Genomic DNA, 25656 nt, shown 5'->3' on the forward strand with positions numbered 1-25656 from the left:
GAAAATATATCCTAAGATAACACAGTGGTGTTAGAAAAGACAAGAGGCGGGGGAGCCCAGTCATCAGGTACGTATTGGTACTGAACGTATAGTAAGCAAAATCACTGTGGATGATAATCAGAGAATCCCGAAATCAGAACTCTAGAACCCTTAGTGACGCTGTCCACCTTCCAAGTTCCGTTCGCGAATATTAGCGAGACTGTCCGATCTTCTGCATATTGATCTTCACCTGTAAGACCATTCGCTACTATTACAGATTGTGAAAGTGTGGCAGAATTCTTACTGGTATAAATAGGTGAAGTGACAGGCGTTTCATAAGTACCCGCTGTTTTCAATCCTTTATTCTGAGTAATAGACTTAATTAATTTATCCGTAAAGTACGGTTTAAAGGTTGAATTTACATTCTTAATTGAAGATACATTTGAGGCTTGATTTAATTTATCAGATAGAAGTTTCAAACGTGCGTCAGAAATTTTGTTCTTTTCCGGAATTTGAATAGACGGGGTCTCCATATGAACAACTAATCCTTTGTTGCCCACTGTTACTGTAGCTTGTTTAGACAGTTGGTTCCACATTACCGTTGCCCCTAACGACTGACTAACAAAACGAAGAGGAACATAAGTGGTTCCATTGATGACTTGTGTAGCAGTATCCAAATCGACATATTTCTGTGCTGGTGTATCTGGAGCTTCACTTGAGGGAGCAGATTCAATAATCACACGTTTGAAATTTGCTGCAAGCCATATCGTCGAATTCCCGGTTTTGATTTTAACAACTTTATCTGTTTGAAACCATTCCAAGCTTGCGCCAAGATTTTCGGAGACAGCACGTAAGGGAATTAAGACTCGTCCGTTGTTTATTTGACCATTGTTAATCGTTGTAGATGTTTGTGTCTCTGCCGCATAACTAGACCCAGTTGTTAAAGATAGCATAAGAAATGCTGATGAAAGCAATGCAATTGTCCATTTTTTTATCATAATATTTCCTCCTCTTAAATAATTCACCACAAATTACTCTCTCGCATCTTTTCTCTAAGAAAATAGAATTCAATCAAACAAAAACTCCCCATGCAGCAACAGGCTTTATTATCTCACCTGTCTACCATATGGGGAGCAAATCAGTGCAGAAACACTTTCTTCTTGTGGTGCGAATCAGCCTTTACTGTGAAGAGTGATCAGGTAACCGTCCGGATCGGCGAAGGTAAAGGTACGTCCGAAGGGGCCGTCGATGGGTGCGGATGTGATTTTTACGCCTGCTGCTGCGAGTTTATCGTGAATGTCTTGCGTATCCGGGGCATAGAGCCATAGCGCAACACCCAGTCCAGGCTGAGTCCCCGTACTAAGTTCGACTCCCGGCATGAGGTCACGAAGTGCAAATGCAATAGGCTTGGTGTCAAAAACCACCGCATGAGGCGGGCCCGCCTGTGAACGGACGAGTCCAAGATAGTGTTGATAGAATTCAGCAGAGCCTTCAAGATCGCTGACCTGAAGTGAGATGAAATCGGGTCCAATGACTGACATAATAGCCTCCTAATATTCGCGTTTGTAGGTTAATATAGTCTTCATTATACCCACCCTTCCTGACAACGTTATGTCAGTAGCGTTCTATCTGCTGCCCCGGCTTGGTTCAGTCTTGTCTCCTCCAGACGCCTCCTGCACAAGCGGTAAATCCGCATCCGGTGTAAAAGGACGTATGCTTGGTATCGTAGGTCAGGGTTACAATCTCCAGCCTGACGTGCTCCGCTTCCTGAAGTAATCTCTTTACCAGGGCTTGCCCCAATCCCTTCCTCTGATATTCAGGATGCACCAGAATGTCCTCCATATAGCCATGCTGCAAGCCCATTCCAGCAACATAACCGAACGCTATTAGCTGCTGGCTCTGTTCATCCCTCACGCCTGCCCAGAAGTTGCAGCGCTCGAATACAGCAGGGTAATCCGCCTGCCTGCCCTCCCACCCCGCCAGCTCCCTTAAGGCCGGAACTTCATGCGGTTCGATTGGGAGATTGATGATGATCTCAAGGTTCATGGGCGGCTCCTTTTACGTAATTTCTGAAATGCCAAATATTCCTGATTGGACTTAATATAGTTTAAGATCTGTTCCGCGCATTCTGCCGGGGTCAGCTCCTCCGTGTTCACTTCGAGGTCATATTCATCAAAACAATACACGATGTCGAACTGCGTATCCGCCAGTCCAATCTGCCGGTCCCCTCTGGCCTGCTCTCTTCGGATGAGCTCTTCCCGGGAGCACAGGACACCAACAAATAACGTAGTCCGGCCGGCAAAATGATCCAAAAACTCATTAAATCTCTTGTCGTTGTCGAATACAGTATCCACGATGACATTGAATCCCATTTCCGCTAACAGCTTAATCGTCGAATAGTACACTGAGACTATAGAGTCATCCAGTATTTCCGAGACCACCTGATGGTCGATTTCACGTACAGGCTCGTCTGGAAATTTATGATTAATGAAATCATTGTAATTCATGAAAAAATCATCAATCGACACATGATAAAATGGAATCTCTTTCTGCTTTATCAATTCAGCCGAGATGGAGCTCTTCCCGGAGCTTGAAGTCCCATTCAGAACAAGCAACATGCCTTTATTGTTCATGTTCATTTTGCCCCCTCCTAATTATCTTCCATTATAAACCATAGGCGATAGAGGAAGGAACTCATCATTTGTATCAGTTAAACCCGCCATTGACGCGAATCGTCTGCCCGGTGATCCAGCGGGCCTTGTCACTGACGAGCAAGTCGATCACATTCGCAATATCCTCCGGTTCACCAAGCCGTCCAAAAGCATTCATTAAGCGGAAGGAATCCACCAGCTCCTCAGATTTTCCATTCAGGAATAGCTCCGTTGATACTTGCCCAGGCGCAACGCAATTCACGACGATATCCTTCGCTCCGAACTCCTTAGCTAACTGGCGGGTTAACTGCTCAACGGCCCCTTTGGTTGCAGCATAGACACTATAAGTCGGCAGCATGGCACCCGATACGGAGGTCGAGAAGTTGATAATCGTCCCGCCCCGCTCCATATGCTTCATCGCTTGCTGGCAGGCGAAATAAGTCCCTTTTACATTTACTGCAAAGTGCCGGTCGAACATCTCCTCCGTTACGTCTGCGATAGGCACACACTCCATAATTCCAGCATTATTCACCAAAATATCGATCCGCCCGAATTGCCCAATTGTCTCCGAGAACAGCGCTTCGACCTCACTCACCTTGCTTACGTCGCCTTGAACGGCTATCGCTTCCCCGCCGGATTCCTTAATGATTTGGACAACCTCGTCCGCTTTCCCCGGATTGGATGAATAGTTGACAGCTACTTTTACTCCTAACCCGGCCAACTGGATGGCGATTTGTCTTCCGATACCCCTTGATGCACCTGTGATGATGGCTACTTTTCCGTTCTGACTCATTAGGACCACTCTCCTTAAGTTTGCTTAGGCCGGATGATGATCTGTTGGCCTTATGTATTCATTGTAAATCAATCGACCAGCATCCAGTTATAACAGACCTGTTCACTTCTTGCCTATTTCTCTTCAACTCGTTATGATTAACAACAAACCCCGTGAATACGGAAAAAGGAGGCTTCTAACTTGGACGATTCATTGCGGACCGGGCCACTTTTACAGCAATTGGCTGCGCTGATCCTCCGCCATGCTCCATCGGCAGGCACCCGCCAGACGCTCATTCCTTCCTTGCAGTTGATGCACGCCACAGATGCAGCCGAACCGCTGGAGTCTGTCTATAAGCCATCGATCTGCGTCGTTGCCCAAGGAGCCAAAGCAGCTACCCTGTCCGGCGAAACCTATCATTACGATCCATCAACGTACTTAGTCACCTCTGTCGAGCTGCCGATTAACGGGAGAATTACCGGGGCTACGCCTGAGCATCCTTTTCTGGGCATCAAGCTAAGCTTCGATCCCGGCACCATCCTGGAAATTGTTAAAGAAATGAATGACTCCACCCTTGTTCCGGGAGAAACGTCGCTTGGCATCACGGTTGCACTAACCTCTGAGCCCTTACTCGAAGCCATCGTACGGCTCATCCAGTTACTCGACGCGCCTCAGGATATCGCCATTCTGTCCCCGCTCATGATCCGCGAAATTCTCTATCGCGTTCTTCAGAGTGACCAAGGCGCACACCTGCATCAATTCGCCATCATCGGCAGCCATGCGCACCGGATTGCTGAAGCCATCCAAGTGATCACTAAGCAGTACGATCAATCCCTTATCGTTGAACAGCTGGCTGAGTCCGTAAATATGAGCACATCCGCCTTCCATAAGCACTTCAAGCGTGTCACCGCCATGAGCCCACTCCAATACCAGAAGGTCATCCGTCTGCAGGAAGCCCGCCGCCTCATGCTGACCGAATCCCTCCAAGCCTCCGATGCCGCCTTCCGCGTAGGCTATGAGAGCCCCTCCCAATTCAGCCGCGAATACACCCGCCAGTATGGGAGACCTCCGGTGTCGGATGTTCAGGGGATTCTTGGGTTATCTAAGTAGCTAACTTCTTCAGACTTAGCTGTTCACGTAACGACATCCAGCTTTCCGTCACGGTTTGATGAGCTGTATCGATTACGATGTGGTCACGGTCCCAAGGCTCGTAATGTCTGTTCTTCACCTCATTCCAAGTGGGCAGGATAAAGCCGGGAATATCTGTTGTACGAGTGGTGATTCGCTGCTTGTGCGTACATTCGTCCGAGCAGACCACTTCGATTTCGACAAACGGAATTCCTAGAGACTCTGCTACATTACGCCAAGCTTGGCGGGTATAGTCAATGGGATTGACCGTGTCCGCTATCACATCCAGACCCAAAATCAGATTCTGCCTCGCTATCTCGTAACAAACGATGTAACCCTGTGGTCCATCAACCTTAACCCCGGCTACGCGCATAGCCTGTTCTACGACATCAACCCGAAGATACGGTGCCCGTAGTTCGCTTGCTAAAGCCGATGCTAATGTAGACTTACCGGTGCCTGGCAACCCTCCGAATATATACAGCATATGGATTTCCTCCTTCATGACAACCTGTTTACTGTTCTATGCCTACTGTCTCTTTGAAAATGATGATACCTTAACTACCCTAGGCCCCGCAGAATGTAATCGTTTGCATATCATAGCAGACTCTACCGGATTTAACGATGAAGTTGGTTTATTTATTTGTATCTTACATCAAAAAAATAAGCCGCCCTAATTTCTCAGGACGGCTCAGAATGAACTTAATTGTTGAATATTTTTATATCAACATTGATCAAAAAATATATCCAATTCCCCAAACCCTACTCCACAGTAACACTCTTCGCCAGGTTTCTTGGCTTATCCACATCATGACCCAGGGCCAGAGACGCATAGTAAGCAAGCAACTGCAGGGTAACTACAGACAGTGCAGCGGTCAGCAGCGGCAAAGTCTGAGGGATTACGAATACCTGGTCAACGGAGCGGAGCAGGTCGTCTTTGTGCTCTTCGTGGGTGATGGCCATGACATGGGCGCCACGGGCTTTTACTTCTTTGATGTTGCTGACGGTCTTCTCCAGCACGGATTCCTGAGTCGCCAGAGCGATGACAGGAACGCCTTCTTCAATCAGTGCCAAGGTACCATGCTTTAGTTCACCCGCAGCATAGGCTTCGGAGTGAATGTAGGAGATTTCCTTGAGCTTCAGCGAGCCTTCTTGAGCTACAGCGTAATCTACGCCGCGGCCGATGAAGAACAGGTGCTTGTGCTCAGCAATTTGCTCAGCGTAGGCTTTGATTGCGTCTTTTTGACCAAGAATCACTTCTACTTGCTCCGGCAGAGACTGCATAGCGGCCAGAATCTTGGTAACCTCAGCCTCAGACTGTGTGCCGCGTACTTCAGCCAGATACAGACCTAGCAAAGTGAAGGCGATCAGCTGGGAAGTGTACGCCTTGGTCGAGGCTACAGCGATCTCTGGACCAGCCAACGTAACCAGTACACTGTCTGCTTCTCGGGCAATAGAGCTGCCTACTACGTTGGTGATCGCCAGCACATGGGCTCCGTTTGCTTGACCTTCACGAAGAGCAGCCAGAGTATCTGCAGTTTCACCCGATTGGCTCACTACGATAACCAGTGTCTCCGGAGTTACGATTGGCGAACGGTAACGGTATTCAGAGGCGATATCATTCTCTACAGGAATGCGTACCAGGGACTCAATCAGGTTACGTCCAACCAGACCGGCATTATATGCAGTACCGCAAGCTACCACTTGGATATTGCGGATGTTCTTGATTTGTTCTTCTGTCAGGTTAAGCTCAGGCAGAATGACTTTGTTGCCTTCCGCATTCATCCGTCCGCGCATGGTATCGCGGTATGCCTTAGGCTGCTCATGGATTTCTTTCAGCATGAAGTGCTCATAACCGCCCTTTTCTGCGGTAACGGCATCCCAATCGACAGTAATCATTTCCCGAGAAATAAAGTTGCCTTCAATCGTCATCAGTTCGACAGCATCCCGTGTCAATACAGCCATTTCGCCGTCGTTCAGAATATATACATTGCGGGTGTATTCCAGCAGTGCAGGAATATCGGACCCGATAAAGTTCTCGCCTTCTCCAAGACCGATAATCAGCGGGCTGGCTTGACGTACAGCGACCAGCTTATCCGGTTCATATTCAGTCAGTACACCCAGAGCAAACGCTCCGCGCATGTAAGAAATCGCCTGCTGTACAGCCTTAACAATATCTCCCTTATACTCACGGGCAATCAGATGGGAGATGACTTCTGTATCTGTTTCCGAGGTGAAGTGGCATCCTCCGGCAATCAGCTCTTCCTTAAGATCAAGGTAATTCTCAACAATCCCGTTATGGACAACCGAGAATTTGTGAGTATTATCCGTGTGCGGATGAGAGTTCTCATCGGACGGCTTGCCGTGTGTTGCCCAGCGGGTGTGGCCGATGCCAGCACTTCCTGTCAGTGGAGTTGCATCCAGACGGGATTCCAGATTCGCCATACGTCCCTGTGCTTTTACAACCTGCAGACCATCCTTCGTGAACACAGCAATACCGGCGGAATCGTACCCGCGATATTCCAGCTTCTTCAAGCCCTCAACCAAGATCCCCTGCGAATTCTGATTACCAATATATCCTACAATACCACACATTATATTTTCCTCCGTCCAATTTATCGTAATTAGGCGCGCATGAGGAAAGAAACGTGCCGTGCGGCATGTTTTGAAGAAAAGCAAATATGATGTTGTCCATTACAACCAACATGATAACCTGTCAATTACATCGTTAGTCACGATTATGCACAGTCTTCTCCTCTGCCGTGGCAGAACTGTCTGCGTTCCTGCAAATGCGCATACCCATGATTTGTACATCTTTAAGTTAGCACCCACAAAAGCGTTGTGTGCAAGGTCGCCCTCGCATTTTCCGCTTCCATTTACGGCTCTGGTGCATCACCGGGAGGTCCCCGCCGAACATTTCGAACACCTCCACCTCGTCAGCTTACATCTGCCGTGATCCGTTCAGACCGTCGTGCACTGTCGGCGCAGCCACCGGTCCTCCCTTCTCTCCCGCGCATGATCAAGCTCTGGCGCTTGTGTTGCAATAACCTTACAATCCTCGCTTTCCTTCTGGAATGACACTTAGTCTATTATATGCACCTCATACCGTTTTTGCAACGATGTGGCGAAGAAAACCTTTTTCATCCATTTCACACTTTTCCAAACAGCCATGACCTTATTAATAATTCAGCCGGTGAACGAATCGGATGGATCCATCCACCGGCTACCGTTCCTGCTACTTCAGTGTGTGATTACACCAGCTCGCGCTGAACCACTTCAACAATCTGCCCTACAAAAAGATCCAGCTCCGCCTTATCCGGCCCTTCGGCCATTACACGGATCAGCGGCTCGGTTCCCGAAGGACGCACCAGGACACGCCCGTTGTCGCCCAGCTTGCTTTCCACTTCTATGATCGCGGCCTCAATGGCCGGATTGTTCGGATAATTGGTTTTGTCCTGCACACGCACATTGACCAGCACCTGCGGATATTTTGTCATCATGGACTTCAGTGTGCTTAGCTTTTTGCCGGAAGACTTCATGGTATTCACCAGTTGAATCGCGGTCAGAATTCCGTCACCTGTAGTATTATAGTCCAGGAAAATCACATGGCCGGATTGCTCCCCGCCCAGATTATAGCCGCCGCGGCGCATCTCTTCCATCACATAACGGTCACCAACTGCAGTCTTCGCTGTATTCAGCGACAGCTTCTCTGTCGCCTTATAGAACCCGATGTTGCTCATTACTGTAGATACAATAGTGCCATCCTTCAGCTTCCCTGCACGGTTCATCGCATCCCCGCAAATGCAGAGGATGAAGTCGCCGTCCACCTCGTCGCCGTTCTCATCGATAGCGATCAGACGGTCCGCATCCCCGTCAAAAGCAAGCCCCAGATCCGCACCATGGCGCAGTACCTCTGCACGCAGAGTCTCCGGGTGTGTGGAGCCGAAGCCGTCATTGATATTAAGCCCGTCCGGATCTGCCCCAATGGCAATCACTTCCGCGCCCAGCTCCTTGAACAATCGCGGTGCCAGCTCATAGGCTGCGCCGTGTGCGCAGTCCAACACCACCTTCGTACCCTTGAAGCTCTGGTCGATGGTGGTCTTCAGGTACTCCAGATAGAGGTATTTCGCTTGATCATCCACCCGCAGCGTACCCAGACCCGATCCTACTGGACGCGGCAGTTCATCGTGCTCGGCATCCATCAGCTCTTCGATGCGCAGCTCTGTTTCGTCTGTCAGCTTGAAGCCGTCTCCGCCGAAGAACTTGATTCCGTTATCCTCCACCGGATTATGCGAAGCAGAGATCATCACTCCGGCATCTGCCTTCAGCAGTCTAGTGATATAAGCTACAGCAGGTGTAGAGACTACACCCAGACGGATCACATCTGCCCCAATGGACAACAAGCCGGCAATCAGTGCCGATTCCAGCAGCGGACCGGAGATCCGTGTATCCATCCCGATGACCACTTTAGGCTTTTCCACATTTCCTGCCAGCACATATCCCCCGCAGCGTCCAATACTGTAGGCCATTTCTGCTGTTAATTCACGGTTAGCCACCCCGCGTACGCCATCTGTTCCGAAATACTTACCCATCTTTTTTTCTCCTTTAGAATACGCTGCTTCAGCTTAATAAATTATAGTATGAATGATTCGATAATTCGTGTATGTCAGGTGCATATAAATAGACTCTTACATGCCCGGAAAGTTACGTTCCTCCCGTACTGTCGGTATTATTGCCGCTTGCGGGCGGCGTTGGTTCAGCAGTCTCCGGCGGAATATGTGTCGGCATCGGCGTCTCCTCTATAATCTCGGTGGTATGCTCCGGGGTTGGCTCTACGAGCGTCTCGTCCACGGATGCAGGCTCAGCGCTGGGCTCCGGTGTAGGCGACGACGAGGCCGGGCTGCTGTCCGGCGCGGCAGTCGCGGCCGGAGCAGCAGGCGCCACCAGCTCCACCTTCGCAACAAGCTGCGAGGCAGCATTCTGCAGGCTAATGAACCGGGGGAGCGACACCTGCAGCGTAACATCGTAGACACCAGCCGTAAGCCCCCCGACATCTGCAACCACGCTGATACTATCCTGGTCGAGCTGGTCCAGCAAAGTTGGCGCCCCTGATAGGGTCAGATCCATAGCGGCGCTTCCAGGTTCTAGGATACGGGCTGTCAGCCCGCTGCTGACGCCCTCCAGCTTGATGGGGATAGCAGAGAGGGTCCGCTGGGTAATCTCCGCCGCAGAGACCGCTACAGTCATTGCCGCAGGCTCAATCTTGCCGGTGCCCTCCGGCGGCTTAAGCTCCAGCTTCATCTGCTCTGTACCCGCATTCTTGATAGCGCTCAAATCCAGTACTGCCTCATATGAGGATAAGGTCTTAAGGGTCTCTGCACTGCCGTACACTGTTACCATATCCTGTTCAGGCGTTACCCTGGACAGCACGAGTGAAGCGGGCAGACTGCCGGTGAAGCTGATGTCCAGCGGCAAGGTTTTGGACGGGAGGGTAACAGGTACTTCCACAGCTACTGTAGAGGGTTCAATTACCGCATCCTCCAGCTCATTCCCCTTACTGTCCAGAGCGAAGAGCTTCAACTTCTTCTCGCTGAAAGTCTCATTCTGCCCCTCCAGCTCCACCTTTCCCTGTACCTTCGCTACCCGGCCAAGATCACTTGCCGGAAGGGTAACCTCCACGGATTCCGGGTCAATCACAGGACTGCCCACTTCATAACCTGCTGCCGGCTCTCCCGTTATATTCAGCGAGACGGGAAAAGACTTCGTCGTCCGCGGCTCGATATGCACATTCACCTGATTCGGGACCATAGCTTCCAGGGTTACACCGCTCGGAGTCGAATACATCAGCGGAAGCGTATTATCGCCGGGCTTCACATCCTTCAAGTCCAGCCATACCCGATAAGCATCGGAGAACTTATAGGTCAGATCAGACTTTTTGCCCATCACCTCCATCCTTACGCTATCCACATCCTTGGTCAGTACATACTTCTCACTGTCGAAGCCTTCAATCTCCACTTTGACATTCTCAATCGTCTTCGATTCGTTATTAACCGTAGTCTGGTACGTTGGTGCAGTATCCACATGCACAATGGTCCACAGAATAATCCCTAGAGCCAGGGCAAGGATCTTGTTGAAGTTGTTGTTCTTCATCCACTTATCCATTGTCTTTATTCCCCCTCCGTCTCCAGAAAGCAGAGCTCTTCTCCATCAGGGGCGAGCTGCTTGCGCTCAGCTCTTGGTGCAGCTTCGAGATCAGGGACTCTTCCTTGATATCCCGGACAATTTGTCCATTAATGGCCAGTGAGATCTGCCCCGTCTCCTCGGAGACGACCACAGACACCGAGTCTGCTACCTCGCTGATACCGATGGCGGCACGGTGCCGGGTTCCCAGCTCCTTGCTGATGAACGGATTCTCCGAGAGCGGCAGGTAACAGGCGGCCGCCGCGATCTGGCTTCCCTGCATAATCAGCGCCCCGTCATGCAGCGGCGTGTTGGGAATGAAGATATTAATCAGCAGCTCCGAGCTGACCTCAGAGCGCATGGCAATCCCTGACTCCGTATATTCATTAAGCCCCGTAGCCCGTTCGAATACGATCAATGCCCCGATTTTACGGACAGCCAGATAATTCACGGCTTTAATCACTTCGCCGATTAATTTGCTGATCTCCTCATCGCTCTCCGCATTCCGCCCGAAGAACTTGCCCCGGCCCAGCTGTTCCAGCCCCCGCCGCAGCTCCGGCTGAAAAATAATAAAGATCGCAAACACCCCGAACGTAAACATCTGGTTCATCAGCCATTTCAGCGTGTATAAGTCGAGAAGCGTACTGCCGCCCCAGATCACGACCAGCACCAGAATCCCCTTCAGCAGCTGAACCGCCCGCGTCCCGCGCACCATATTGAGCACTTTATAGATAATGTAGCTGACAATTAGAATATCGATTATATCTTTAATGGATTCTTTCCATGTAAGGTCAGTAAAGTAGCTCATGGCCGAAAACCCCCGTCATTTCAAATTAGCTGGGTTTATGTAAATTGTCTGTTAAGCATGAATCTTATTCTAGGTTATAACGTTACGCCTCCGGTTGCAAGTTTGGCGGCTGGTAAATTGAAGAACCTGTCATTTCAGGCAACAAAAAAGCGCCATCTTTCCGGAAAAAGAGGCGCAAATGAGTTATCTGCTACAAGCGACCAACATTTAGCTATCGGTAGGCAACTTCAGAGAACATGTTCGTCACTTTATACCAGATCCAGCTTACTGCTTGGTCTATACTTTTGACTTGCCCGGAGATATGGGCGGTTGAAGCCTGATACAGCGAACCGTCGATCACCGTTACGTTCCCGTTGACTTCCCCGTAGACTTGAGTCTTACCGTTCTCCACCGTCAGATCACCGGAGATAATTTTGCCGGAGGGTACAATCACCGTATTCCCCTTGATCACAACCTGGTCGAGGTCTGCCCCTCTAACCACAAGCTGACGATCCTGATTCCAAAAGGTTACGGAGCTCATCAGCATCACAAGAATGAACATGGACGCCGCCGTCAGGGCCGGATGTCTCTTGATCCAGGTGATGAAGGCTCTTTCCTTCTTGGGTTTCGGTAATGAATCCATAATCCGGCTAACCATATCCTCCGAGGCCACAGGTGCCTGGTGCATCAGGGAAAACATCAGCATATCGGTCTGTTCCAGTTCTTTGAACCTCGCACGGCACTCCGTACAGGATAAAAGATGCTCCTTCAATTCCCTCTGCTGCAGGTCGGGCAAGTCGTCATCCAGGTAGTCGTGCATCATAGAGACGGCCAGTTTGCATTCCATAGGAGCCAATCCTTTCATACGTGCTAATTTAGTGCATAAGACTTGCTTAACTTACATACGTCCCTGCCCTGCAGGAGTTTCATAAAAAATAATCTATTTTTACAATTTAGGTCCTAACTTCTTACGCAAAAACTCACGGCCCCGGTGCACCCGGGTCTTAATCGTCGTCACGGGCATATCCAGCACATCGCCGATCTCCTGAAGTGACAAATCCTGCAGATACCGCAGAATCATCACCGACCTGTACTTCACGGGCAGGCTGTCGATGGCTTCATAGATGAGTCTCTGTGTCTCCGAGAGCAGCAGTTCCGTCTCCGGTGTCACATTATCGCTCGGAATCATCGAATACCCGTCAATCCCCTCCTGGTCGTTCATCTCGGCATCCAGGGAATAGGTCGGGCGCCGCTTACGCAGCCGGTCAATGCAGAGGTTCGTGCCAATCCGGTAGATCCATGTCGAGAACTTCTGCTTATCATCATACCTGTCCAGATTTCTGTAGACGCGCAAAAAAGTCTCCTGAACAACATCCTCCGCCTCATGGCGGTTATTCAGCATACGGTAAGCCAAATGGTAAATTTTGTCTTTATATAGTTCCACAAGCTCGGCAAATGCCCTTTGGTCACCCTTCAGGGCGAGCTTTGTCAGTCTGCCTTCCAGATTCTCCACCTGTTAACTCCCCCAGACTTGCCGCCCTTGGACTGTCAGCTCTTCGAAGACCACGGTACAAGCATTTAAATCGTAAATCATGTGTGTTCAAAAATCAAGGTTTGTATTGTTACCTTCTATATAATGTGCTGGAAAAGCTGGCTGCAGGGTCGCTGGCGGCTGATTAGTCGGGGGCTGCGCAGAACATTTGGACTTCCGGTCGCTGTTACCCGGCAGATTTCTTGATTGGAACCGCAGGGTGCGGTTGAAATCTGCCAATAAAGGCGAACGCTATCGCTCCTACAGTTCCAAATTTCCGCTTCGCCCCCTCCATCAGCCTGGGTTCCCCTACTGCTTTTCTTGTTGCCCAAAGTATATCTCAGGCAACAATGGGGTGGGGCATGGTCTCGGCCGTGCCTGTGGCTCCCGGCCTCCTTGAATGACAAAAACCCCGTCCCTCCTCTAGTTAAGAGGCAGACGGGGTTGAAGAACAACGGATTCAACATCTTAAAGCGGCTTCGCCGACTTTTTAGATCAACTGCGAAAGCGAAAAACCAACTGCTACAGGCACATCAGCCGGTATTCCGAAGACCGGCGGCAATACCATTGATCGTGAGCAGCACCTCACGCAGCAACTCAGCGTCATCCCCCTCAACCTCACGCAGGGCGCGAAGCTCGGCGAGGAGCTGAACCTGCAGGTAGCTGAGCGGATCAACATACGGATTACGCAGGCGGATGGATTCCTGAATGACCGGAACATTATCCAGAATATCCTGCTGGCCGGTAATCTGAAGGATCAGCTCGGAGGTCAGCTTGAACTCGGCCTCGATCTGGCCGAAGATCCGCGCGCGTGCCTCCTCGTTCTTGCCCATCCCTGCGTATTCCTTGGCGATGACAAGATCCGCCTTCGCAATAGCCATCTGCAGCGTATCGATCAGGGTCGTGAAGAACGAGAAGTTAGCATACATATGCTGCATAATCTTCATATTCTCTTCCTTGCCCTCATAGAAGCTCTGCAGACCGGTTCCGGCGGCATACCATGCTGGAAGCAGATAACGGCTCTGCGTCCAAGCGAATACCCAAGGAATTGCACGCAGGTCTTCGAAGCGCTCGCTATTCTTCCGCTTCGAAGGGCGTGAACCGATATTCAGCTCACCAACCTCCGGTAGCGGCGTGGACTCTTTGAAGTACGTAAGGAAATCCGGATCACGGAAGATCAGATCCTGATACTTATTCAGGGAGACTTCAGAGATGCGGGCAATAATCTCATCCCACTTGGCTTCATACAGATCCGCCTGTGGCGATCTGGCATGAATAGCCGCCGTAATGAGCGCAGATGTCGCCTGCTCCAGACTGCGGTAAGCAATGCCTTTCATCGAATACCGGGAAGAGATAACCTCACCCTGCTCGGTAATCTTAATCCCGCCGCCGATGGTGGAAGCCGGCTGGGCCAGAATACTCCGGTTGAGCGGCATACCGCCGCGTCCGAGTGCGCCGCCCCGTCCGTGGAAGAACTTCAGCTTAATGCCGAACTCATCGGCAGTCGCTGTGATCTGCTTCAGGGCTACACGCAGCTCCCAGTTCGCTGTAACCACACCGCCATCTTTATTACTGTCGGAATACCCCAGCATGATCTCCTGCAGATCATTCATCGCACTGACGGCATCACGGTAGATCGGCATGCTGAGCAGCGTACGCATAATCTGCGGCGCATCATGCAGGTCGTCAATCGTCTCGAACAGCGGCACCGCCTGCAGAGTACAGACTACCGTACCGTCGTTGTCTTTGCGGAACAAGCCGACTTCCTTGGAGAAGACCATAACCTCCAGAATATCGCTTGCCGCCTCCGCCATACTGATCAGATAGCTAGTGATGCACTGCTTGCCGTATTCCTCCTGCGCCTCATAGATCGCACGGTATACCGCCAGGCATTCCTCTGTCCCTTCACTATAAGACTGGTAAGGGGAAGTCAGCGGTCGCGGATCATTCAGCAGTTTCTCCAGCAGCACAATCTTCTCTTGCTCCGACAGCTTGGAATAATCCGGCGTAACATTCATCTTAGCCAGAACCTCTGTCATTGCATTCTCATGCTCCTGGCTGTGCTGGCGGACATCCAGTGTAGAGGTGTGGAAGCCGAACAGCTCCACCTGACGAATCAGCTTCTTAATGTAGGTATCTGCTACATAATCGGCATAGTGATGCCGCAGGCTGCGGTCAATCACGTTCAGGTCGTCGATGAATTGCGCTGGGGATGCGTAGCGCTCTGGTGTTCCTTTTTTCTCATCGTCCAGCACATTCTGGGTCTTCGAGATCATATAGCTGAGCTTAATCCGGTAAGGCTCGTTATCATTACGCCAGGCATCAACCCGGTTGAGATTGATAATATTCCGGTCTGCCTCAATGGATTCCAGCAGCTCCGGCGTCACATTCACAATGCTTGTACTAAAGCTGAGATACTGCATCAACTCGCGCATAATACGCTGGTATTCACGAATAGCCAGCTTGCGCTGCAGACGGAGGGTCTGTAAGGTAACGGATGCCTTCACTGAAGGGTTGCCGTCTCGGTCTCCCCCGATCCATGAACCGAAACGCAAATAGGTCGGCACATGCCAGTTCTGGCCCGGATAATATTTGCTCAGACAACGCTCAAGCTCCTGATATACATCCGGCAGCACTTCAAAAATCGTCTCATGGAAGTAATACATCCCATTACGCACTTCATCCAGCACGGTAGGCTTACGGTCACGCAATTCATCAGTCTGCCACAAGGTAATAACCTCATTCAGCAGCTTCTCCCGGAGCTGTTCGCGTTCGCGGAAGGTTAGCGTCGGATTATCCAAGCCCATGACGTCGTCGGAGATCCGTTTGTGGATATCGAGAATCGCACGGCGCATAGCTTCTGTAGGGTGAGCGGTCATAACCAGCTCGAGCGACATGCCGCTCATGATCTCAAGAACTTCTTCGTGGGAGAAATCCCGTTCGCGAAGCTCCTGAACCGCGCTCTCAATCGACCCCGGCTGTACAGTCTCCCCGGCAGAACGTTCGTAGTCGCGTTTACGGCGAATCCGGTGGTTCTGCTCGGCGATATTCACCAGCTGAAAATAAATAGCGAAGGCACGGATCACCTGATGGCGATTCTCCGGATCCAGTGAGCTGATCAGCTCTTTAAATTCATTGTGCAGTTCAGGCAAAAACAGTGAGCGCAGCGATTTGCTGGTCTCCCGGATCTTCTCCACGATATCCAGCAGTTCGTTGCCGCCTTGGTGTACCAAGACTTCGCCCAGTATGTTCCCCAGGAACCGTACGTCTCGCCGCAGCAGATTGTTGGAGTTGCTTTTGCTAACGGCAGTCGTAAGTTCGGTCATGCTGCTCCCCCCATCCTCTTCCGGATCAATGCTCTTAACATTGTCTATTTGAAAAGCTTTCTACATATCATACAATAAAACAGCCCGGAAATCTTCAACTTTATTGCGCGGTAAAGCAGTGCAGTAATTTCGATTATACACTAACCCGGCTATTTATGCAGTCAAAAATAATTATGTAATTCTTCCTATTATATTCTCTCTTTTATAGGTGTTATATGTAGTAGTTGTGTAAAGTTACATGACGTAAAACGACAAAAAAGCCAGCTCCGCAGAGCCGGCCGTTGATTACAGGTTAACTTTTATTTCATCGTGTGGCCTGAGCGGTTGTTGAATGCCAATTCAAATAATCCGGTAGCCGATAACCCGGCCAATCCGCCTGCCCATAGACGCAAGGTCAACTCCAGCTCTGTAAAAGGATACGCCGCCGCTCCAACCAGCAGCCCGACGCCTAGTCCGATAAAAGGGATGCTATTACGCGGCAAATGGGTATTATTTTTGATGAGCTGCACTAGGGAAAGAATAAAGACGGACAGAATGGAGGCAAAAGCCAATACATTATCCAGCAGTTCGCTGTTCATCATGAAATCGCTCCTTTCTGCGGTGTGGTGGTGATCTCCACGGTGTTGGCAGCCGGATGGTAGGCAATCTGAGCGCCCAACGCCTCCGCAATTTTACGTGCAGGAACATAGGTAACCCCATTCTCCAGCCAGCCGTCCGCAATCTTCCTTCCATTCACCTGTACTGTAACTTTCATCTGAGTCTTCACCGCTTGTTCCTCCTTGGGCTTGATCCGTTCCATCACCGCCTCCACGGCGTCAGCCGCAGGCTTCTTCCCCGTCCGCAGATCTGCCAGGCTTAATCCGAAGCTCATCTGCAGATGCGGGTAATCCTTGAAGCTGGTCCAGTCGCCGCCCCATTCGAACCCGATGGCCTTAGCGCGCTGCACCACCTCCAGCCAATCCTGGGTCCCATTCTGGTTCCCGTCCCTGTTCATATCCCAAGAGACGCTAGAGCCATCCGGAAGCAGCAGCGCAAAATCCGCCGCCAATCCATAATTGTGATAACTGTACCCGCCGCGCGCATTCGTCACGATCGCTCCCGGCCGGGTTCGCCCCTGGGCATAGAGCGCATCCTGTTCGGCCATCGTACGCAGGCCTTGCGTGATCAGGATGGGAACCCCGCCAGTATAACTGCGTTCAATCAGTGCGGTTGCTGCGGCAAGGACGGCGGGATGAAGCCCGGACAGGCGGGCAGCGGATTTATTCAGGACCTGAGCCAGCGTCAGCATGCGATTCCTCCCCTTTCCTGATTTCAGAGAGGACCACGAACAGATCCTGGCGTCTGGTATACATCAAGAGGGTTAGGATGACCAGTCCAATGGTCGTTCCCGTCTGGGCAATAGCCCAGGCATCCGATTGCAGCGAGCTTCGTATAGCGTCCGGGACGGGCGCGGTGCTGAATCTGATCCAGAAGGCCACGGCCATTTTTACCGTATACGCCCCGAGGAAAAAGAACGCCGCCAGCATAAACAGACTGACTACACGCACCCGGAATCTCCGGCGGAAATACAAAAAAAGCGCAGCCATCAGCAGCAGCGCACAGATAAAGGATATGGAATAGGCCAATAACAACACAATATCAATGCTGCTCATCTTCTGCCCCCCGATCATAGATTAGGAACTCGGCGAACCCGTTGTTCCTGATTTCATCCTGAATGTCCTGAGAGACATTCTTGTACCTGCGGATAGAGAGCGACACCTTATGTCCTGCCAGCGCCAGCCTCCGCTCTCTGTCCCGGTGCAGGGGCGATAGACGCTTGATCCACGCACTCAGCACGTTATCCCCCCCTGTCTTCTTCATTAATACTATTACTACCCGTATGGTTGCCCGCGGAATGGTCTATCTTCAATCGTTGCAATACTTCAAGCGTGGGTGCCATGAAGTCTGACCGCTCTTTGTCGAGGATATTCTGCAGCCTGTCCCGGTCTTCCTCAGCACGCTCCAGCAGTTCACGCGGCACCAGATTCCCCTTCACAATTGACCGCAAAAGCACAAGCATAATCATGAGCAGAATCAGAGTGATGATATAAGCCAGTCCATACTTATCCGCAAGCGGCAGCAGCTTCTCCAAATTCGCAACATCGTTGCTGTCCATTGCTTCACTCCCTTCTGTGTGGTTATTCATAGAGACACCCCCGGCCTGGGCCGGAGGCACCATATACCCCTGTCAAACCTATAAATCTCCTATAATTTCAATAAAAATAACCTACCGAGTGATAATAACCTGCTCCCCCAGCGGAAACGCCCAGAGAGTATCAATTCGAGAGGATAGTAGTTGGAAAAACGTATCTTAATTCACCCGCTTAGGAACATCTGGCAGATTTAGTTGGATAATCGTCACTTGTTTCTGTATAAACTGTCCCTTTAAGGGTTTTGGAGCTATAGCAAGTGCTGATTTTCCAACTATTCATCGGAAAAGCCGCTGCTGGTTGCCAGCAAGTGGAGGAAATCCAACTATTCCTGGCCTTCAATCCCCTACTTAGGCCCTGCTGGTATCCATGCATGCGAGCAGTCCTCCCCGACTCCAAAGCATCTATAGTAGTGATCTACTCTTCAGTTACAAGGAACGTAAGTCCGTTCTCCACCAGAATCTCCTTGACGGCAGGCTTCAGCGTAGAGGGAACCTCGCTATACTTCGTCTTCCCCAACGTGACGCGTTGTGCAAAAAACAATGCCATTGCTCTCACCACCTTTCTATTAATATGCTTAAACTTAGGCAAACCCGCAGAGCATTTAAGAGTAGACTTGCACAGCCATTTCGGCGATAATGTCCTCAATGAAATCCGCACGCTCGGTGAGCGCGTTATTCTGCGCCTTCAGCAGCAGATTCTCCTGCTGAAGCTGCTCCATCTCCGTCAGCACCGGCGGCTTGTTCGCCTCTTCTTCCTGGTACGCTTCCCAAGCTGCCTGCAACTCAGCCTCGGTCGGCTGCGGCGCATCCAGCTTCCATACCGCAATATACGGCCCGCGCTCCACCAGATCATAATCCTCGCCTTCGGTCAGCAGGTTATAGTCGATCCCATAGCGGTAATGAATACCTTCTACGGGTTGTTCGCCGATTTCTGGCTGCTTGATCTCGTAGCGTACCCGGCCTTTGGCTTCGGCTCCCGGCCGCAGGACGGGTTCCGGGCCGTTGTCTTGGACGATGAAATCGTGTAGGGGATTGGCTGTTGGGTATAGATACATAATTGCTTGTGATATATTCACGGTCATACCTCCTTATGCAATTTGCGTAACTGAAAAGTCGTTAAAAACACCGACGCCGCCTTGTGTGACCATATATGCATCTGCGTAAGCGTACATCTCTACATAATCCCCAGCACTTAGATATACAGTTCTTGCGCCTTGTGTGTATATGTTGCCAATCGCTCCAGATTTATTATAGGAACCCATGTCTAACTGTCTCGTTCCGTTGATCCATGCGCTTAGAACTAGAGAGGCGGAGGCAGGGGCGGAAGAGTCTGTAATTACGCCGCCTGTAATTAAATACAGTCCGGACTTCTTTGCGGTAAATCTATTCAACCCGACACTAAAATTGCTCTGGTAATCATAGTACGTAGCATTAAATTGTAGTTTAGTAAATGCCCCCCCTGTTAACCCGTGTCCTGTCCCTATATATGCTCTCATGACGGGCCTAATTGCAAGTGTATTATCTCCCCAAGGGTTGAGCACCTCTGAATTTACAATCCCTCCCGCTCCGGCATAATTTCCGTTTGTAGAATTTGCCTGAGTGCCTGCATACGCTATGTGACCAGCCAAATCTGCTACATACCCGTGTGTATTCCCTGTGCCACTGAAATTTTCAGCATAAGCTTTCCCGCCATTAACTGCGCTCACAACCCGCCCTTTATTCGAAATCACACAAGCTGTTAATCGTGCAGTTGCTAAATTTAGCACAATACCAGATTGGTTCGTCGCGCTCACAGTAGATATTACTTGGTTCACGACTGCGGCAGTAGAAGAACGAATGCTCACCGCTTCAACCGTTGTTGCAGTACAAGTAAAGCCGTCAATCGTCGTGACAATCGTACAGTTAACAATCTCAACCCTCTGAACAAATCTGCTTGCAGCGATCCCGATAACACTCAGTGCACCTTCTCCGCCAAATCCTTTTAGTGAAATTGTTTCTGGATATGTTCCCGGTCCTATATAAACATTAACTGTATGATTGATTGTTTTCGGCAGGACGCTATAAGCTTTTGCCCATGTCTTAAACGCTCCGCCCGCCGTATCTGTCGTTCCAGTATTCCCATCATTTCCATCCGTCCGGACGTAGTAGGTAATATCCGCCGTCGTCTGATTCGGAACGTTGGGAGATTTTACACCCCCCGGGATCATCCATACCTTAGAAGCAGCGTCAACTTGAGCTACGGCGTATGCATCCGTTTCATTTACGATGGCAAAATCTCCGCCGTTATATGAATACAAGGAATATCTTTTCCCGGTCGATGGGGTTGTGTTCTTGATTTGCAATGCAGCATTAAATGTAACCCCCTCAATAGAAAGAGCTGGGGATGTGTTGATACCAGCCGTAGAAATGATTTTTTGGTTATTCGTGAACGTGTTATTACTATTCAGTTGGGGGCGGTTATCTAGCTGAGCCTGTACATTACCAGTCACCCCATCCAAATACCCAAACTCCGCATTCGAAACAACACCCGTCCCAATCTTGCTCGCATCAATCCCCGCAGCCGCATTAACATCCGCATTAACAATCACTCCAGGAGCGATTGCCGTTACGCCATCCGAAGAACTGGTTACATCACCAGTATGATTGGGATGCACATAATTATTAGCCCCCTGCGCCACACTATCCAGCTTCGACTTATCCCCTGCGGCCATCAGCCCCGCAGCAGTCGTGGTCGCAACCGCCGTAGACGCCTTGGCGTTCCATGACGTGCGCTCAGCCGCCGTAATGTGCTTGACAGTATCGGCGGCATGATCCTGCACGGCCTTGACGGCGGTATCCAGAATATCCATATTACCGTTCAGGTCGGTGATATCTACAATGTCTGTACCATCGGGCTTTTTCAGCCCCAGATTACCCGTTGTTTTCATCGCTCACACTCCTATTCATATACTCTTAGTTCGTTCCAGGTCTTGCCGTGCGCAGCGTTCCAGGTGAGGGACTTCAAGGAGTCCCACCAGGTGTAGCTGTACACGAAGCTATAGTCCAGATGAGCCGGCTTAATCTCTTCCATGATCTGAATCAGACCCGCCATATTGGCCGGGATACCCAGTGTGCCGACGAATCGGACCTCGAAGCTATACGCTCCGGGCACCTCCACGACCTCTACATCTCCCCCGGAAAAAGCAGATGCCGTCCGCCGGATCATCTCCGGTGTCGTCGTGCCGCTGCCCCGCAGCTTGGCCTTGATCATCTCCCGCCGGGTGGCGTAGGACTTGTTCGGATCTGAGACCAGTCCCAGCATCCGCTCCCAGCGGGCCAGCCCCCAGGTAGCCGACTCCAGCGTCTTCTGATCGTCACTGTCGGCCATGGCGTAAGCCACTTCACCGCAGGCTGCACCGGCACTGGCCTGTACAGCCTCCATCTCAGGGACGCCCTGATAATAATCGGGCAGGTACTTCATCAGATCAGGAGCGGTAATCTCCGGCCCTTCCCCTGTCACACCATCGGCCGAATACGTCATAAGTCCATAGATACTATCTCCATAAGCCACAGCTACACCCCCTTCAGCTGGTTCCAGGTCAACGGACCCTTGGGCATATAATCATGGGTATGTGCAGCTGCCGGATAGACCGAAGGCTTGCCGTCCACCCCTGACCAGGGAACCGTATCCGCGGCCTGGGCATAATCGACCTTGCCGTTGTTATTCGTGTCGTAGATGCTTTTCAGCATATCGCCTGTGCTCTGGCCTGCCGCCAGCAGCATATTGCTGCTGCCGCTGCCGATGAACAGCTTGCCGCTATCCGTGCAGTAGCCCAGCTCACCAGCGGCCAGCGTACCCAGTGCACTCTCCAGGCCGCGGCGGATTTGAATCAATGTCTTCCGTGCCATGGTCACCGCCTCCTAGAATGTTCCGCCGTCGATAGTGCCTACCGTGAGCTGGTTGCCATTGGCAGAATCGTAAACGATGCTTGAGCCGTCGATGTTGACTTCAATGCCAGTGGAGTTTACCAGAATCCCCTTACCCGGCTTGGCTGCAACACTGGTTGAGCCGACAATGATCCCATTGCCTGCCCCGACGGTCAGTGTGACACTGTCCGCCTGCCCGCCGCCGGTAAGCCCATTCCCCGCCGTAATCGTCTGCAGCGCACCGCCCGTCCGCACCCAGGCGCTCCCGTTCCAGCTGTAGATTTTTTGCTCATCGTCCACATAAGCCGTCCAGCCGACAGCCGGAACATAATAGGCCCAGCTACCTGAGGCATACTCCGCAATCTGACTGGTTTTACCCGCCCAGACGCCGGTTGCGCCGGAAGGAATGATATACCGGTCAGCTTCCACGGGGCTTACTGGCGGAGCCGTCAGATTCTGATCCTTCACCGAAGCCTGCGGCTCAATATTATGCTTGGCCAGCTCGATTTCGTTTTTGATTTTTTGCGCGGACCACAGATCTGTAATCGTCGCCCCGCTGTCGTTGATGATTCTGTGCTTCGCGGCATCGTTAAGATGCGTTGCGATTTCTGCGGCGCTCTTCGTATTCGTGCCGTCCGACACTTTATTGGGATGCCCTGCTGTAAGATCTGCCTTAAGCACCTTGGCATACGTGGAGCCGTCAGCAATATCGTCCACCGTTCCGCTCACATCTGTTAATTTCTGCGCGTTAACCCGCCGCCAGGCGGTCCCGTCATCGAAATACAAATACCCGTTGTTACTCCCGCTGCTCACAACATACAGACGCCCCGCCGAGGCTGCCGCAGGACGCGAAGCTTCGGGACCGGACAAGGCCCGGCCCACCATGGAGTTGGACGAACCGTCCCCGATATAAACCTCCTTCGTATCTGTACAGAAGCCCATTTCGCCCGCCTTCAGCATCCCGTAAGTGGACAGCTCGGCCCGGGTACCGCGTTTGACCTGAATAGTCTGTGCCATATTACACCTCTCTTCTAAAAGATCCGCCGTCAATCAGACCGGCCTGTTTATAACGCTCCAGCTCACGCTGCGTAGCCGTAAGTCCGTCCTGTAACTGGTTCACATCATCCGCTTCCACGGTATCCCCCGGGGTCTCGTAAGTCACATAGACTTCGGGCACATCCGCATAGATGTTGATGAGACGCCGCCAAGGGGCCTCGTCCGGGAAAGAGACCGAGTAATTCCGCACCTCAGTCCCGCTGAAGCGTGAGCCTGTGTACACGGCCAGCGTCTGATTGTTAATATTGTCGTGGGCCAGCAGTCCGCTGAATGCACCACCTGTAAGCCCAAGTCTCTCCTCTACAACATGACTGCCGCCGTTTGCCTTTTTGTTCAGCTTATCCTGAAAGACATCGATCTGCTCCGGATATCCCATGCCTACACCTCCAGTACGACATTGCCGAACAGCGGCACTTCTGTCTCCAGCAGAGGGATATTTGCCGTCCCGCCGTTCAGCTTCAGCCCGCTATAGTCCACTACGCCCTCCGTATTCAGCAGCAATGCGCCAATGACCGATTGACTGATATAGGTAGCGGCAAAAGCCTTCTCCTTACGATACTTCTCCAGGAGCGCGGTAAAAGCTTGAATAACCGGCTGCAGCGCATAGCCTGCCGCCAACGTGACCTTCGCGGTCACGCTGATTGTGCGGCCCGTGGCCGATTCCACCGTCACCACCGCCCCCACCGGAGCCTGGCCCTCGCCAAGACCCGGCGCAGGATCGATGAACTGCTGCACCTGAGAGACCAGCAGCGGGGAGGCGGGCTGATGCTCCGCATTCACAATGACCACCTTGACTGTCTTCGGTCCGGCCCACAGCGGGAAGACCCGCGCTCCCCCTACGCCCTGAATCTGCTGTGCCCACTCCATATAATGATATTTATTGCCGCTCGTTGCAGGCCGCCGGGCCGAATCGAAGTACCGCTGACGCAGCGCTTCATCCGTCTCCGCATCCGTGCCGGGAACCAGCAGGCCCGTAATCTCTCCCCGGGCCAGTCCCGGGATATAATCAATCGGTAGCAGCGCGCCTGAATACTGATTCCCCTCCGTCCCGGCGGTCTCGCTCTCCAGGCGGTACGTCCCCGGAGACAGCTTCTCCGCCGCACTATAATGAAGCAGTCCCAGGGAGAAGCGGCTGCCCAGCGGAATGTCCAGAGGCTGTTCGCCGCTGGTATAGAACCTCGCGCCAAGCTGCGCTTTGCCTGCGGGATGACGCTTCAGCCCTGTCCAGGCAATGGTTCGTTCCAGATATTCGCCGGCCGCCGTATCCGGGAAGAACAGATTATTACTGACCTCAAGCTCAAGATACATCTGGGCCATTTCAGCCGCTGCCGGCGCAAGCGCATCATAGATAATACTTCCCTCTCGCTTATCCAGCCCCTCTGGAACCCGATCCAGCATACGTTCCAGCAGAGCCTCGTATGTCTGATCCTCATACACTGGCCATCCCCTCCTTTCTAAGCTCCAAATCACCGTATACTGTGACAGCGATGCAGCTGAAGCTAACCGTATCTCCTTCAAAAAGAATCTCCACATCCTCAAGCGCCAGAATCCGCTCATCTTGAAGCAGCGCATCGCTGATCAGGCGGCGCAGCTCCGGCCGGGCCAGCAGCCTGTCCTGACCCAGCACCAGCTTCCACTCCGTTCCGTAGTCTGTGCTATAGATCAGGTGCTCATAACGGCTGGTCTGCAGCACCTTAAGCACTGCCTGCTTCACCGCTTCAAGCCCGTCTACCCGCCCGCCGATCCGCCCGCGCTCCCAGTCCATCCGGTACGTCAGGCTCGGGGCATTTCCCGGAGCGGTCACATTCCCTTCCAGCGCTCTCGTCACCGGACCGGATCTGCCTATCGCCGGAATCATAGGTCCACCAGCCGATCGAGGACAATATAGCTCTGTCCGCCTTGCATCCGCACGAGCAGCACGCGGTCTCCCGCTTCAAGTCCACGGCGAAGCAGGATCTCCCGGCCCCCGATCACAGCCTTGCTCTCCATCACGGATTCAACCACAACCAGTGCGGCTCCTGTCAGCAGCAGCCGCTGCTCTACCTGAATCTGCAGCGGCTGTGCCAGAACCACCGTCCCATAAGAAAAAGCCACCGGATTCGTATTGGATACGGCCCCGAGGCTTGCCTGTTTGATAATATCGAGCATGTTG

The 25656-nt window shown here is 51.7% G+C and carries 29 protein-coding genes; 1 reads left to right on the top strand and 28 read right to left on the bottom strand.

Going from position 1 to position 25656, the window contains the following annotated elements; translation table 11 throughout:
* Window positions 1-101: 101 nt before the first annotated feature.
* The 5 genes from MKZ07_RS19265 to MKZ07_RS19285 all read right to left on the bottom strand — a co-directional run bounded on the left by MKZ07_RS19265 (window position 102) and on the right by MKZ07_RS19285 (window position 3423).
* Entirely contained in the window at window positions 102-977 is an 876-nt protein-coding gene (locus MKZ07_RS19265; RefSeq protein ID WP_051493438.1) for a stalk domain-containing protein, read from the bottom strand.
* Between the two features lie 174 nt (window positions 978-1151).
* Window positions 1152-1520: a VOC family protein gene (locus tag MKZ07_RS19270; protein WP_036694853.1), complete on the bottom strand. Its 369-nt coding sequence runs from the start codon at window positions 1518-1520 to the stop codon at window positions 1152-1154.
* A 106-nt stretch (window positions 1521-1626) separates the two neighbouring features.
* Window positions 1627-2025 carry a GNAT family N-acetyltransferase gene (locus MKZ07_RS19275; RefSeq protein ID WP_036694852.1) on the bottom strand — a complete coding sequence of 133 codons (399 nt, stop codon included), beginning with the start codon at window positions 2023-2025 and terminating at the stop codon, window positions 1627-1629.
* Entirely contained in the window at window positions 2022-2618 is a 597-nt protein-coding gene (locus MKZ07_RS19280; protein ID WP_235218420.1) for a chloramphenicol phosphotransferase CPT family protein, read from the bottom strand. The genes MKZ07_RS19275 and MKZ07_RS19280 overlap by 4 nt, the downstream gene beginning before the upstream one ends.
* A gap of 67 nt (window positions 2619-2685) precedes the next feature.
* Window positions 2686-3423, bottom strand: coding sequence for an SDR family oxidoreductase (locus MKZ07_RS19285; RefSeq protein ID WP_341027182.1), 738 nt, complete (start codon window positions 3421-3423; stop codon window positions 2686-2688).
* Between the two features lie 180 nt (window positions 3424-3603).
* Between MKZ07_RS19285 and MKZ07_RS19290 the strand changes: the two genes are divergently transcribed.
* On the top strand, window positions 3604-4512 hold the full coding sequence (locus tag MKZ07_RS19290; RefSeq protein WP_341027184.1) for an AraC family transcriptional regulator: 909 nt from the start codon (window positions 3604-3606) through the stop codon (window positions 4510-4512).
* Here MKZ07_RS19290 and MKZ07_RS19295 read toward each other — a convergent pair.
* The 23 genes from MKZ07_RS19295 to MKZ07_RS19405 all read right to left on the bottom strand — a co-directional run bounded on the left by MKZ07_RS19295 (window position 4505) and on the right by MKZ07_RS19405 (window position 25652).
* Window positions 4505-5014, bottom strand: coding sequence for an AAA family ATPase (locus tag MKZ07_RS19295; protein WP_341027188.1), 510 nt, complete (start codon window positions 5012-5014; stop codon window positions 4505-4507). The two genes, MKZ07_RS19290 and MKZ07_RS19295, sit on opposite strands and share 8 nt — an antisense overlap.
* A 275-nt stretch (window positions 5015-5289) precedes the next feature.
* Complete coding sequence (glmS, locus tag MKZ07_RS19300) at window positions 5290-7122, bottom strand: glutamine--fructose-6-phosphate transaminase (isomerizing) (protein WP_036696248.1); 1833 nt, start codon at window positions 7120-7122, stop codon at window positions 5290-5292.
* A gap of 656 nt (window positions 7123-7778) precedes the next feature.
* On the bottom strand, window positions 7779-9119 hold the full coding sequence (gene glmM, locus MKZ07_RS19305) for a phosphoglucosamine mutase (RefSeq protein WP_341027189.1): 1341 nt from the start codon (window positions 9117-9119) through the stop codon (window positions 7779-7781).
* Between the two features lie 112 nt (window positions 9120-9231).
* Window positions 9232-10689: a CdaR family protein gene (locus MKZ07_RS19310; RefSeq protein WP_051493664.1), complete on the bottom strand. Its 1458-nt coding sequence runs from the start codon at window positions 10687-10689 to the stop codon at window positions 9232-9234.
* On the bottom strand, window positions 10682-11515 hold the full coding sequence (gene cdaA / locus MKZ07_RS19315; RefSeq protein WP_076160722.1) for a diadenylate cyclase CdaA: 834 nt from the start codon (window positions 11513-11515) through the stop codon (window positions 10682-10684). Before cdaA ends, MKZ07_RS19310 begins: the two co-directional genes overlap by 8 nt.
* 211 nt (window positions 11516-11726) lie before the next feature.
* Window positions 11727-12341, bottom strand: coding sequence for an anti-sigma factor family protein (locus MKZ07_RS19320; RefSeq protein WP_036696243.1), 615 nt, complete (start codon window positions 12339-12341; stop codon window positions 11727-11729).
* Window positions 12342-12440: 99 nt separating this feature from the next.
* Complete coding sequence (gene sigW, locus MKZ07_RS19325; RefSeq protein WP_036696241.1) at window positions 12441-13007, bottom strand: RNA polymerase sigma factor SigW; 567 nt, start codon at window positions 13005-13007, stop codon at window positions 12441-12443.
* A 551-nt stretch (window positions 13008-13558) separates the two neighbouring features.
* On the bottom strand, window positions 13559-16351 hold the full coding sequence (ppc, locus tag MKZ07_RS19330; protein WP_036696240.1) for a phosphoenolpyruvate carboxylase: 2793 nt from the start codon (window positions 16349-16351) through the stop codon (window positions 13559-13561).
* Window positions 16352-16650: 299 nt separating this feature from the next.
* Window positions 16651-16929 (bottom strand): holin, encoded by a 279-nt coding sequence (locus tag MKZ07_RS19335; protein WP_200869214.1) that lies wholly within the window; start codon window positions 16927-16929, stop codon window positions 16651-16653.
* Window positions 16929-17639 carry a M15 family metallopeptidase gene (locus MKZ07_RS19340; RefSeq protein WP_036696239.1) on the bottom strand — a complete coding sequence of 237 codons (711 nt, stop codon included), beginning with the start codon at window positions 17637-17639 and terminating at the stop codon, window positions 16929-16931. Before MKZ07_RS19340 ends, MKZ07_RS19335 begins: the two co-directional genes overlap by 1 nt.
* A complete protein-coding gene (locus MKZ07_RS19345) occupies window positions 17611-18003 on the bottom strand; it encodes a hypothetical protein (RefSeq protein ID WP_036696238.1) in 393 nt (130 codons plus the stop codon). Before MKZ07_RS19345 ends, MKZ07_RS19340 begins: the two co-directional genes overlap by 29 nt.
* Complete coding sequence (locus tag MKZ07_RS19350; protein WP_036696237.1) at window positions 17990-18187, bottom strand: hypothetical protein; 198 nt, start codon at window positions 18185-18187, stop codon at window positions 17990-17992. Before MKZ07_RS19350 ends, MKZ07_RS19345 begins: the two co-directional genes overlap by 14 nt.
* A gap of 1 nt (window position 18188) precedes the next feature.
* The gene (locus MKZ07_RS19355; RefSeq protein ID WP_156949649.1) at window positions 18189-18536 is read right to left on the bottom strand and encodes a hypothetical protein; all 348 of its coding nucleotides are present in this window, start codon (window positions 18534-18536) and stop codon (window positions 18189-18191) included.
* A 421-nt stretch (window positions 18537-18957) separates the two neighbouring features.
* Window positions 18958-19089, bottom strand: coding sequence for a hypothetical protein (locus tag MKZ07_RS19360; protein ID WP_268748809.1), 132 nt, complete (start codon window positions 19087-19089; stop codon window positions 18958-18960).
* A gap of 55 nt (window positions 19090-19144) precedes the next feature.
* Complete coding sequence (locus MKZ07_RS19365) at window positions 19145-19618, bottom strand: XkdW family protein (RefSeq protein ID WP_162174473.1); 474 nt, start codon at window positions 19616-19618, stop codon at window positions 19145-19147.
* Between the two features lie 12 nt (window positions 19619-19630).
* On the bottom strand, window positions 19631-21469 hold the full coding sequence (locus tag MKZ07_RS19370) for a hypothetical protein (protein WP_341027199.1): 1839 nt from the start codon (window positions 21467-21469) through the stop codon (window positions 19631-19633).
* Window positions 21470-21480: 11 nt separating this feature from the next.
* Complete coding sequence (locus MKZ07_RS19375; RefSeq protein WP_341027201.1) at window positions 21481-22092, bottom strand: YmfQ family protein; 612 nt, start codon at window positions 22090-22092, stop codon at window positions 21481-21483.
* A 2-nt stretch (window positions 22093-22094) separates the two neighbouring features.
* Window positions 22095-22430, bottom strand: a complete 336-nt coding sequence (locus tag MKZ07_RS19380) for a hyaluronate lyase N-terminal domain-containing protein (RefSeq protein WP_081751111.1) — start codon at window positions 22428-22430, stop codon at window positions 22095-22097.
* Between the two features lie 12 nt (window positions 22431-22442).
* Window positions 22443-23465: a DUF2793 domain-containing protein gene (locus MKZ07_RS19385; protein WP_036696230.1), complete on the bottom strand. Its 1023-nt coding sequence runs from the start codon at window positions 23463-23465 to the stop codon at window positions 22443-22445.
* Window position 23466: 1 nt separating this feature from the next.
* Window positions 23467-23880: a hypothetical protein gene (locus tag MKZ07_RS19390; protein ID WP_036696228.1), complete on the bottom strand. Its 414-nt coding sequence runs from the start codon at window positions 23878-23880 to the stop codon at window positions 23467-23469.
* A 2-nt stretch (window positions 23881-23882) separates the two neighbouring features.
* Entirely contained in the window at window positions 23883-24941 is a 1059-nt protein-coding gene (locus MKZ07_RS19395) for a baseplate J/gp47 family protein (protein ID WP_341027203.1), read from the bottom strand.
* Window positions 24934-25362, bottom strand: coding sequence for a DUF2634 domain-containing protein (locus MKZ07_RS19400; protein WP_341027205.1), 429 nt, complete (start codon window positions 25360-25362; stop codon window positions 24934-24936). The genes MKZ07_RS19395 and MKZ07_RS19400 overlap by 8 nt, the downstream gene beginning before the upstream one ends.
* Window positions 25359-25652, bottom strand: coding sequence for a DUF2577 domain-containing protein (locus tag MKZ07_RS19405; protein WP_341027207.1), 294 nt, complete (start codon window positions 25650-25652; stop codon window positions 25359-25361). The genes MKZ07_RS19400 and MKZ07_RS19405 overlap by 4 nt, the downstream gene beginning before the upstream one ends.
* Window positions 25653-25656: the final 4 nt, after the last annotated feature.

Origin of the sequence: Paenibacillus sp. FSL P4-0338, assembly GCF_038002365.1 — a bacterium.
Taxonomy (GTDB): domain Bacteria; phylum Bacillota; class Bacilli; order Paenibacillales; family Paenibacillaceae; genus Paenibacillus_AQ.